The organism is Virgibacillus siamensis (genome assembly GCF_900162695.1).
GTDB classification, from domain to species: domain Bacteria; phylum Bacillota; class Bacilli; order Bacillales; family Amphibacillaceae; genus Lentibacillus; species Lentibacillus siamensis_A.
This window is the reverse complement of record NZ_FUIH01000007.1, coordinates 2698836-2710801: the sequence shown is the minus strand read 5'-3', so window position 1 is coordinate 2710801 and position 11966 is coordinate 2698836. Positions and strand designations below refer to the sequence as shown.

Sequence of the window (11966 nt, the reverse complement as noted above, 5' to 3'; positions counted from 1 at the left end):
ATCGAATGATCATCTTGGGGAGAGGAAGAAGAGGTATAAAATATGAGTGAAAATCGAAGGATGAGCAGACACCAAAAGCCAAGAAAACTTAAACGATGGGTCAAAGTGGTTATCCTACTAATCGGTCTATTATTTGTCGGCACCACGGCATATGCTGCTTCGGTATACATGGATGCGAAAAGCACCGTTAATAAAGAAGTGTTTCAAGCAGTGGACTCTATTGATGAGAATGTCGGTAAAGATAAAATCAGCAAAGAAGAACCACTCAACATTCTGCTGCTTGGCGTGGATAAACGTCCCGGCGACACCGGTCGTTCTGATGCGTTGATGGTACTGTCTCTAAGACCGGGCGAGGATAAAATGAAAATCGTCAGTATCCCGCGTGATACACGTGTAGATATTGCCGGCCAGGATTATGGCTATGACAAAATCAATCACGCATTTGCATTCGGCGGTGCAGGCAAGTCGGTTGCAACCGTTGAGGACTTTCTGGACATCGAACTCGATTATTATGTTTCGATGAATATGCAGGGACTATCAGACATGGTTGATGCAATCGGCGGCATTACCGTCAATAACGAGATTGAATGGTATGACGAAGGGTATTACAAAAAAGGCTATCACTATGAAAAAGGTAAAATTAAGCTGAACGGTCCGAAAACAATGGGCTATGTCCGCATGCGTCATTTGGACCCGCGCGGCGATTTGGGACGAACGATGCGTGAACGTCAGGTAATTAAGGCAGTGATCAATAAAGGTGCCAGCTTCAATTCCGTCGGTAAAATTGGTGACATGCTGGACGTACTCGGCAAAAATATGTCTACCAATCTTGATTTCGAGGATATGAAAGGTCTGTTCCTGAACTACCGTAACGTCCGTAAAAATATAGAAACCTATCGGGTCGAAGGCGAACCAACCAACATCGAAGGCGTCTTCTACTTCGAAACACCAGAAGAAGAAATACAAAAAGTGCATGATATGTTGTCGAAAAAAGAATAGGGAAGCATGGGTGTGGTCCTCATGCTTCCTTCAGGGATCAAAGCTAGGCGGGAGAAGACAATTGTGTTCTCCCGCCTAGTTTTATGCCAGGAGCCTGGGAAGCAGAAGCCCCCCACCTAGTAAAAAAGTTATATATCATTCTAACAATATATGGTATAATCTTCGTTGTATATGTAACATGCTATACAAATTGTTGAACATCCGAGAAAAATGGAGGTAAACCTAATGGAAGAAACGATATCCCTCAAAGAAATTTTTGAGGTCATTAAGAAACGCCTTCTGCTGATTATCAGCCTGATGGTAGGAGCGGCGGTGCTTGCGGCTATTATTAGTTATTTCGTCCTAACGCCATCCTACGAGGCAAGTTCACAGTTCATTGTCAATCAGAGCCAGCAGAAATCAGACGCCCCGTACAGTGTCAGTGACATCCAAACAAGCCAGGAATTGATTAATACGTATAATGTCATTATTAAAAGTCCAGCCATTCTGGAAGATGTCGTCAAGAAACTTAATCTGGACTACTCGGCAGATCAGCTGAAAAACAAACTGGCCGTTGCAAATGCTGAAAAATCACAGGTCGTGACCGTGACCGCAACCGATACAAGCCCGAATCAGGCACAACAAATTGCCAATACAACAGTCCGTGTATTTCAGAAAAATATTCCGGACATTATGAACGTCGATAATGTCAGCATCCTGTCAAAGGCAGATGTCGGCAGCAATCCGGCACCGGTAAGTCCGAAACCAATGCTGAATATTGCCATCGCGCTTGTGCTCGGCGGCATGATTGGTGTGGGAATTGCCTTTTTATTGGAATACCTGGATAACACGATTAAAACAGAAGCCGATATTGAACATAAACTTAATGTACCGGTACTAGGTACAATTGCACATATTACGGATGATGATATCCGTCCTGTCCAAAATCTGAGAAGAAGGAGTGGGTCTGATGGCGTCTAAACGAAACAAGAAAAAAAGCAATGTCCGGACACTGATTGCCAACAATAACCCGCGCTCTCCAATATCAGAGCAGTACCGGACCATCCGTACCAATCTGCAGTTTTCTTCCGTCGATGAAACATTGCAGGCAATCATGGTAACCTCATCCGGACCAGATGAAGGAAAATCAATGACCACAGCAAATCTGGCTGTTGTCTATGCACAGCAGGGGAAAAAGGTATTGCTGATTGATGGTGACCTGCGAAAACCGACTGTACACTATACATTTCGCCTCGATAATCTGAACGGATTAAGCAATGTACTTGTCGGGGATAACCAATTAACCGAAGCAATTATAACCAGTGATGTCGAAAACCTGGATGTCATGACAAGCGGACCGATTCCGCCAAACCCATCTGAACTGCTTGGCTCCAACAAAATGCAAAAGCTGCTAGATGAAGCACGTCAAATGTATGATGTTATTCTGTTTGACACGCCGCCACTGCTCGCCGTGACTGATGCACAGTTACTGGCAGGCCTGTGTGACGGGTCAATACTAATCGTCAGAAGCAACGTAACGGAAAATGATGGCGCGGAAAAATCAGTAGAGCTGTTACAACATGCAAATGCCAAATTGCTTGGTACCGTTTTGAATGACCACAGTAAAAAAGATACCAATTATTATTACTATTATGGAAAATAAAGTAAACGCTAGTTTTCTTCCTAAGTCCTTTCTGCTATAATTCCTTTATTGGGTCTATGGACTCAGTTTTTGGAATTAAAAGGGGGAAATGAGATGATTGACATTCATTGCCACATCCTGCCGGGCATCGATGATGGTGCTGCAACACTGGATGATAGTATTAACATGGCAAAAGAAGCCGCGGAACAAGGCATTACAAAGATAGCAGCCACACCGCATCACAAGAGCACTCATTTTGACAATTACGGACAGGACATTATCGGTATGGTAGCTTATTTAAATGGGAAGCTGCAGGAGCAGAACATACCTGTGGAAATTCTGCCGGGGCAGGAGACCAGGGTGTACGGGGAAATGGTGGAGGATCTCAAAAAAGGCGAGGTAATCCCGATCAACGGAACCCAATATGTACTGGTGGAATTCCCGCATAATCATGTGCCGAATTATGCCAGACAGCTGCTGTTTGACCTGCAGATTGCCGGCTACAAACCTGTAATCGTCCATCCGGAACGCAACACAGAACTGCAGGAGAATACAGATAAATTGTACCGGATGGTGAAAAGCGGTGCATTGACTCAGATTACTGCCGGCAGTCTATTAGGCAAAACCGGCAAACGGGTACAGAAATTCGCCGATCAGCTTGTCGAAGCAAATCTGACACACTTCATCGCATCGGATGCGCACGATATAAAGAAGCGCACGTTTCATATGCGGGAGGCATTTGGATATATTAGAAAACAATACGGGAAAGCTTTTGCATATCAGCTGATGGAGAACAATGAATTACTCATTTTGGGACACACCGTCAACAAAGACCTGCCGGAACGAATAGCGCATAAAAAGAAATGGAGTATATTTGGGTGAAATATTGCCATTTGATTACAATATTACTTTTATGTTACAATCTAAAAATAATATAGACAACGAAATCTTACAGACTAGAAAAAGAGATCTTGCTTTTTCTAGTATTTTTTTGGGTCTGAAAATAGGTATACAGTTTTATGTACAGGTTATTGTGTAATGTAATAACCAGAGATAAGACAAAGGGGTGAATTGGTTGATAAAAGTAATGCTAGTGGAAGATCAGCGTTTATTTAGAGAAGGGGTTAACGCTATTATAAATACGGTTGATGACATCGAAGTAGTTGGCATGGTTGAAGATGGAAGATCTGCACTGCAAATGCTGAATCGCACATCACCGGATGTCGTTCTAATGGATATTCACATGCCTGCTTTGGATGGAATTAACGCTACTGTAAAGATAAAGGAGCAGTATCCAAACGTTAAAGTAGTGATGTTGACAACTACCTCAGACGAAGAGCTTGTTATCAGGGGGATAAATGTCGGTGCAGATGGATTTTTATTAAAAAATTTGTATGCGGACAACCTGGTCGAATCCATCCGAAATGCTGCCCGTGGACAGGCGGTGTTGTCAGGTGAAATTGCTCAGATTCTTGTCGATAAAATACGCGAACTAACGATGGACAAAAAACAAATCCTTGGCAGAAGACTGGAGAACTACGGCTATCATTTAACGAATAGGGAACTAGATATTGCGTACCAGTTAATGAACGGACATTCAAATAAATCAATTGCTAAAAAGCTGTACCTCGGTGAAGGAACGGTCAAAAATTATATCAGCGAAATCTATGATAAGCTCCAAACCTATAATCGTAACCAAACCACAACATTTCTTACGGACGTAATGAAAAACTCTTTTCGAAAATCTATCTAATTTTATGGGTGTCTAAATGACAACATGTGACTTTTTCCTACAAAAGTCACTAAAAATATGACTTTTAATCTAGTATTATGGACTTATAAACTTATTAAAAGTAATTAACTAGAAAAAGGTCATAAAGGAGTTGTTGTCATGGGTTATAAATACAGTGTCGACACTTTTGTAATCATGTTCACTCTTAATCGTGAAGGTGGTGTTATATATGCAGGGTACTGACACTAGTCCTACAAACTTTTACGAAGAATATGCATCCACATTGGAAACAAGCAGACCAAGAGAAACTCAGCCAGAATATTATTCATTTTTAAAAAGAACTCTTGACATTTCTGTTGTAGCCTTAGCATTGCCAGTAGCGCTTTTCTTAATTTTTATTTTTGCCATCATAATAAAAATGGAAACACCGGGACCTGCCTTTTTTATGCAGCAAAGAGTGGGGCTTCATGGAAAATACTTCAAAGTTATAAAGTTACGTTCTATGGGAGTTAATGCGGAGAAGAACGGAGCAAAATGGGCAATTGTAAATGATCCTAGGGTTACTAAGGTAGGTAGATTTATAAGAAAAACAAGAATTGATGAATTACCACAGTTACTTAATGTATTAAAAGGTGACATGAGTTTCGTTGGACCCAGACCTGAAAGGCCAATGTTCACAGCGGAATTCAATCAAGAGATACCCGATTTCACTAAAAGATTATCTGTAAAACCAGGTTTGACAGGTTGGGCTCAAGTTAATGGAGGATATGATATTACTCCTAAGGAAAAACTCAATCTAGATTTGTACTACATAAATAATAGAAGTATTAAAATAGATTTAAGAATTTTATTTGAAACAATTAAGGTTGTATTTAACGGGAAGGGTGCAAGGTAAAGAAATATTGCCGACTTCTTAAAATTGGAGAGAGAAAATGAAGAAAGTATTATTTGTAGCAACAGTTGTTAAAAAACATATTATGCAGTTTCATATCCCATATTTGAAATGGTTTAAGGAAAATGGCTATGAGACTTTCGTTTGTGCCAGAAACGATTATGAAGATATGGAAAAATGTAATATACCATATTGTGATTATTATTACGACTTACCATTTGATAGGTCACCGTTCAAATTAAATAATGTAAGAGCGTTTAAACAATTAAAAGAAATAATTTATTCTAATAAATTTGATATTATACATTGTCATACACCAGTTGGTGGTGTTTTAGGAAGATTGGCTGCAAGAAAAGTAAGGAACCAACAAAATACACAAGTTATTTATACTGCACATGGCTTTCATTTCTTTAAAGGTGCACCATTGAAAAATTGGATAATTTATTATAATGTAGAAAAATTACTTATGCGCTGGACAGATGCAATCATAACAATGAATGATGAAGATTTTAATAATGCTAAAAAAATGGCTATAAAAAGTTCAACCTTGACTTACAATATTCATGGTGTGGGGATTGACATAAATGAATTTTCACCACAAACACGTAAGGTTAAATACGACCTCCGGAAAAGTTATGGTTATGATGAAAGTGATGTTATATTAATATATGTTGGAGAATTAAATAAAAGAAAAAATCAAACAATGCTGATAAAGGTTATGAATATTCTGAAGATGAAAATACCAAATATAAAATTGCTTTTAATCGGTAGCGGAATAATGGAAGAGGAATTAAAAAATATAGTCTATAATTTAAAACTGCAGGGCGTAGTAGATTTTTTAGGTTATCGAAAGGATATTCCCCAATTGATGAAAATATCAGATTTGTCGGTCTCATCTTCCTTTCATGAAGGGCTCCCGGTAAATATCATGGAAGCAATGGCAACAGGATTACCACTTGTTGTAACTAATGCAAGGGGGAATAGGGATCTGGTAAAGAATCAATATAATGGTTATGTTGTACAAAACAATGTTGAGCAGTTAAGTGTTGCCATAAGTAAAATAGTCAATTCTGAGGATTTAAAATATGAGTTTGGAAAGAATAGTTTAAAACTTATTAATGATTATTCTTTAGAAAATGTGTTACGAGAAATGAAAAAAATTTATTGGAATCATTCATCGTAACGTAAGACTGATGTCTTAAAAGAACTTTTAGTTATTCATAAAGATTCATAAGCTTAAAGGGGGGGGGATATGACATTAATAAATTTTTAAGCCACGGTGATATGGAATTGTCGGGTATCCCCATGTTTGATAATATCAGCCTTAAAAGTTGTTATCGTTACATTTATTTAATGGCAATTCTAATGGGAATCTTTTTACAACAGTCTCGAATAATTTTTGGAATTAATTTGTCAATTGCAGATCTCTTCTGTTTTTTTATTTTTTTATTCCTTGTAATAAATAAAAGGTTACAAGTGCCAATAAAATCATTTTTATATTTTATGATACTTTCTTGTGTGGTATTATTTACATCTGTATTTTATGTACCAATCGAATTTAACATTGTTCCTAGCTTTAACAATATCATTACAGGTTATATTAAATTATTAGCTATTTTTATATTTTTTGTTATTGGTTATAATCTGGCGAATCTCAACTTAATTGATAAAATGCTCAAGTGGTATGCTTTAGCAGGGTTTATAATTGGAATTTTGGGCTTAATGTTTACTATAACAAATACACGTTTTTTTTCCGGTCTTTTCTATGACCCATCAGGAACCCGTGTTATAGGGCTTATGAATGATCCAAATTATTATTCTCTTTTACAAATTACTGCTTTAGTTTATTTCACAAGATGTAACAATAATAAGGTTATTTTTACATCTATATTTGTACTTATAATGTCTTTTACAGTGATTATTTCTGGATCAAAAACAGGTATAGTTACTTTAATAATCTATTTTTTATTTAGGGCGATAGAATTCTTGTTTCAATTTAAAATAAAAGTCAAAAGTATATTGTTGTTTACCTTTGGTACGTTTCTTTTTTTAATTTTATTGCCCATTTTAGTAACTCTATCTGATACTTTATTAGGTTCAATTAATGATTTCATTCCTGCCCTTGATAGAATTTTACTGTTATTCCAGGACCTAGATGCGGCTATGACTGAAGGCGGATCTGATCGCAAAACTTCTTGGTATCACGCCCTGAATTTAATTGAATTGTCTCCGGTATTTGGAATTGGAGTAGGAACATATTCGAATTTGGGTATACAATTATTTGGTGACCCTACAGTTGCTCACAACACGTATCTTCAGTTGTCTGTTGAATGGGGAGTTTTATTGGCGATAACGTTTTTTATATTTATATTTTATTTATTGGGAAAAGTAACATTTAGCAACAATTATAATTCAAAAATAATATATGTATTGAGAGACATCATTATTGTGTTATTAATAGGATCGCTATCAGTGTCACTCAATAATGCTAGAATATTTTGGTTGTGTTTAGGAGCTCTTATTTCATATATTTATTTCCAAAAAAGAAGCTGTGTTAATAAGTATACTGAACGAAAATAAGTATGAAACTAATATAACTATTTAGATCTTTATCCATGGAAGTCTATTCCGAAGTTACCGAAAATAAAGGAGCAAGTTAAATTGAATAAAACAATTACAATTAATTCAATAAGAGATAGTTTGCCTAGTAAAAAAAACAAAATTGATAAAATGGACATATGGGTTTATTTTATTATTCGACCGTTATCTTATTATGTTACATGGTTATTTCTTAAATTAAGAATTAATCCGAATATGGCAACCGTGATCTCTATTTTTGTAGGCGTTATTGGATCAATTCTGTTAATATCTGATTATCAATATTTAAGGATAGCGGCCGCTTTTATTATCAACTTTTGGATTGTTTTAGATTGTGTAGATGGAAACTTAGCAAGATTTTTAAATAAAACTAGTAAATTCGGTGAGTTTCTTGACGGGTTTAGTGGTTATGTATTTTCGACAATAATGTATGTTTCCATAGGCATGTCGGTTTATTTTAGCGAAAATGTTGTAACTATTTTTTATGAAATGAAATGGATATATATATTGTTAGGGTGTTTAACCTCTATAGCTATAATATTTCCAAGGCTTATAGCTCATAAGGCTCATACAATGTTTGATAATTTTAAATCGAAAACAACAAATAAAGAGAGTTATTCACTATTCTATTTAATTGGTTTGAATGTTGCAGGAGTAGCTGGGTTTATTAATCCTTTATTATTCGTTGCGATTTTAACCCAAACCTTAAACGTTTTTCTGATTTTATATTTTATAATACATTCTTTGATTGCGTTATATTCAATTTATGGGACATTTGTTGAAATTCCTAAGGATTAATTAAAAGTTTTGAAACAAAGAAATGAAGTTATAGATGTTTGAGAAATGAAAAAAGGTTCAAATTAAATCGATCCAGCTTACTATAAGCCAATAGAATCTTTGCCTGAAGAGGTGGCATAATTCAGACACGAATGATATACGGAATTTCTATACTTTAGGTCACGGAAACTTGCTGAAAAGTTTCAATCGCAAATAAGCTCCCACTTGCTTGAATGGGCATACAGGTTTGATATACCTTACCTTTCCTGGATATGGCATCTTCAGTGTCGGAAAAACCCGATATAATATTTAGTAAGGATGTTAAATATGAATGTTAGAGATTTACTTAGATTAATTAAAAAAAATAGAATATTAAAGCTGATATCAAAAAAGTTGATGAAAGTTGTTCCTATAATTCAGCGTGCTTATATTTTTAGGACTTATTTTAGGCAACCATACTCAGATTCCTTATTAGAAAGAAATGTTATTTTTGTGCATGTTCCTAAAACCGCGGGGAATGGAATAGTAAAATCGTTATTTGGAGGATACGATGAACTCAACCATTTCACAATTCATGATTTTAAAAAAATTAATAAAAATTATTTTGCAGAAGCTTACAAGATAGGCTTTGTGAGAAATCCTTGGGATAGACTCGTATCTGCGTTCTTTTATTTGAAACAAGGTGGGTCAAGTCCGCTTGATCAAGAGTTTAGGAAAAAGTATTTAAAAGATATTACCTTTGAAGAATTCGTTTATAAATTAAAGGAAAATTCGTATAGAAATAAAATTTTTAAATGGGTCCACTTTACCCCGCAACATAAATTTCTATGCAACGATCAAGGTGAAATACAGGTTGATTACTTAGGGAGGTATGAGACCCTTACTAACGATTTTGAGAACTTAAAAATGGTATTTCAAATTCCAAACATTAGGTTGGATAAACACAATACAAGCAAACATAAAGACTATTGGGATTATTATAATTATGAAATGATGAAAATTGTTGAGGAAGTGTACAAAGATGACGTTGAAATTTTTAAGTATAGATTTCCATCACAAAACATAAATTGTTGATTTTCATTATTATAACGAATGAAATAAATGAATTAATATCTGGCATTATCTAAAAAGATGTATTTTTCTAAGTTGAATACTATAGGATTGGTGACGTTTGGGTTGAGCAAGTCTAAATTAAATATTAAATTATCATCCAGTAAATTTATTATAAAAATTATAGAATCATTTTTCGGGCGGGGTTCGTTCTTATTTTTTACTGTACTCTTTTCATTAGTTTGTACAAGGTTATATGGTGCAGAGCTTTTTGGTGAATTCACTTATGCTTTTACAATAGTTCAAGTAAGCATGATAGTTGCAAAAGCTGGAATGGACCAAGGGTTAATGTATTCTATTCCACAAAATAGGTATAAGCATGTGAGTCTTAGTTTTGTAATAAACTTGCTATTATCGTTCATTTTAATTGTACTCTTATGGTTTTTAATTGATGATACTTTTATCAGGTTTATGCTTCCCTTAATATGGATGTTTTCATGTGAGCATATATTTTTTGGTATCTATCGTTCTGAGGGAATGATTAAGGAATATTACTTTATTAATGGATTTTTATCCATGATATTAAGGGTTGGATTGATAATTTCATTCTATTATCTTTATGGTGAAAACGAGTATAGTATTGCTTTAGGTGTATATTTTTCATTTCTGTTTTCAATTATTATGTACCTCATCCAAAATAGAAAAAAGTTTAAAAAGCTTAAGTTCGATAAGTCATTCCTGTTATATTCTATTCCATTGATTTTAGCGACCATGATGGATACTCTAATTAATAAGGTTGATATCTTAATGCTTGGTTTTATGACAACTACCAAAGATGTTGGGATTTATCAAATTACTGTCCAAGTTTCTTTGCTTGTGTCAGCATTATTAATAATTTTTAATACTGTATTTGCTCCAGAAATAGCAAAACTATACCATCAAGGTAAAAAAATGGAGTTAAGGAGGCTTTACATTAAAGCAACAAGGTGTTTAGCAATTTTTTCTTTAATAACTACATCAATTTTATTAATTGGCAGTGAATTTATTTTATACATATTTGGCTCTGAATTTGTACAGGGACAAACTGCGTTAATTCTTAGAAGCTTAGGTCAATTTGTTAATATAGCTGTCGGTGGTGTTTGGCTTATGCTTGCAATGACAGGTAAGCCTAGATTTCAAATGTATGCTAATATATTTGCCTTTATTATCAATATATTGTTAAATTTGGTTTTAATACCAATTTACGGGATTAATGGTGCTGCATTTGCAAGTATGATTACGCTTATGTTTACAAATATAATGGGATATGTGATAGTATCAAAACAATTTAGTGTAAAAGTGTTTAAATACTTTTAATTAGTGTGCGTCCCATAGAATACACGTATGAATATGTCGGTTAAGGAAATTGAAAAGAACAAAAGACTGTTACGGAGTTTGGTTCTGATCTTTGCAAAATAATAGAATAATAAAAATAGACCTACACTTTGATTGAGTGCAGGTCTAATTTAGGGACTTTGTATCTGAATATTCCGCCATAGTAGATTATATAAATTATTCTATATTCCGAATAACTCTTATATGTATTCTATTGGGCATGTAATTTCTTCTTTTGACTTGTAATTAAGTTGAACGGGAGAAGGACATTGGAATAGCCATATCCAACGCTAGCGCTGTGGAGACCATTTTTATTGAAGCGTGTATTACACTTGATAAGGAATAATGAACTCTTTAGTAGAAAATTGTTTGTTTAATTCGATTTAAATTTTCCCCACATGATTTTTATAGTGTATGATAGAAGAAATGGTTTATCTCCAAGGAGGGATAACGTGGAAATTCATTGCGGTAATTGTCATAAAGAATATGAAAAGTCGGAGTATGTTGTAATGGATGAATTTCATTCTTTAATTCATCTTAAATGTTTTAAGCCTACTGGCTTTATAAAAATAAAAGATCATGGAACATATGGAATGATGAAAGAGAAATATTCGTTTTACCGTAATCTTGGTAACTTTGATGAAGAGTAATTTTTTTTATGCATTGAAGCTGTATTCCATAAAATCCAACAGGTTATGGGTGTCCTCGCTATCAAGCTGGGATTTTTTTGTGAAAACAGGGGGGCGATTCTCTTGCTCCATATTTCTTAATGGAAGCAATCGAAACATCGGAACCTTCCCTGTACTTCAGATAGAAATGTTTTTACTGATGTGTGTCCAAAAAATGGTATATTATAATTAATAAATGAATTAGATTTAGTAGATTAATATAACCAAGAGAGGAATTGTGACTGATAAACTAAA

Annotated in this window: 12 protein-coding genes; all 12 read left to right on the top strand. The window is 34.8% G+C overall.

All coding sequences use genetic code 11. The features are described 5' to 3' along the window. Positions 1-42 precede the first annotated feature (42 nt). The 12 genes from B1K71_RS16855 (at position 43) to B1K71_RS16800 (ending at position 11693) form a co-directional block, all read left to right on the top strand. The gene (locus B1K71_RS16855) at positions 43-999 is read left to right on the top strand and encodes an LCP family glycopolymer transferase (RefSeq protein ID WP_077329077.1); all 957 of its coding nucleotides are present in this window, start codon (positions 43-45) and stop codon (positions 997-999) included. 225 nt (positions 1000-1224) lie between these two features. Continuing rightward, a complete protein-coding gene (locus B1K71_RS16850) occupies positions 1225-1959 on the top strand; it encodes a YveK family protein (RefSeq protein WP_077329075.1) in 735 nt (244 codons plus the stop codon). Next, the gene (locus B1K71_RS16845; protein WP_077329073.1) at positions 1949-2641 is read left to right on the top strand and encodes a CpsD/CapB family tyrosine-protein kinase; all 693 of its coding nucleotides are present in this window, start codon (positions 1949-1951) and stop codon (positions 2639-2641) included. The genes B1K71_RS16850 and B1K71_RS16845 overlap by 11 nt, the downstream gene beginning before the upstream one ends. Positions 2642-2734: 93 nt before the next feature. Then, the gene (locus tag B1K71_RS16840; protein ID WP_077329071.1) at positions 2735-3502 is read left to right on the top strand and encodes a tyrosine-protein phosphatase; all 768 of its coding nucleotides are present in this window, start codon (positions 2735-2737) and stop codon (positions 3500-3502) included. A 193-nt stretch (positions 3503-3695) separates the two neighbouring features. Further along, entirely contained in the window at positions 3696-4373 is a 678-nt protein-coding gene (locus tag B1K71_RS16835) for a response regulator transcription factor (protein WP_077329069.1), read from the top strand. A gap of 208 nt (positions 4374-4581) precedes the next feature. Then, on the top strand, positions 4582-5247 hold the full coding sequence (locus B1K71_RS16830; RefSeq protein ID WP_077329067.1) for a sugar transferase: 666 nt from the start codon (positions 4582-4584) through the stop codon (positions 5245-5247). Between the two features lie 37 nt (positions 5248-5284). Next, on the top strand, positions 5285-6427 hold the full coding sequence (locus B1K71_RS16825; RefSeq protein ID WP_077329065.1) for a glycosyltransferase family 4 protein: 1143 nt from the start codon (positions 5285-5287) through the stop codon (positions 6425-6427). Between the two features lie 122 nt (positions 6428-6549). After that, positions 6550-7824 carry an O-antigen ligase family protein gene (locus B1K71_RS16820; RefSeq protein ID WP_175631949.1) on the top strand — a complete coding sequence of 425 codons (1275 nt, stop codon included), beginning with the start codon at positions 6550-6552 and terminating at the stop codon, positions 7822-7824. 81 nt (positions 7825-7905) lie between these two features. Beyond that, on the top strand, positions 7906-8640 hold the full coding sequence (locus B1K71_RS16815; protein ID WP_077329062.1) for a CDP-alcohol phosphatidyltransferase family protein: 735 nt from the start codon (positions 7906-7908) through the stop codon (positions 8638-8640). Positions 8641-8946: 306 nt separating this feature from the next. After that, positions 8947-9693 (top strand): sulfotransferase family 2 domain-containing protein, encoded by a 747-nt coding sequence (locus tag B1K71_RS16810; protein ID WP_175631948.1) that lies wholly within the window; start codon positions 8947-8949, stop codon positions 9691-9693. 102 nt (positions 9694-9795) lie between these two features. Further along, complete coding sequence (locus tag B1K71_RS16805; protein ID WP_175631947.1) at positions 9796-11025, top strand: oligosaccharide flippase family protein; 1230 nt, start codon at positions 9796-9798, stop codon at positions 11023-11025. Positions 11026-11495: 470 nt separating this feature from the next. Then, positions 11496-11693, top strand: a complete 198-nt coding sequence (locus tag B1K71_RS16800) for a hypothetical protein (protein ID WP_077329056.1) — start codon at positions 11496-11498, stop codon at positions 11691-11693. Positions 11694-11966 lie beyond the last annotated feature (273 nt).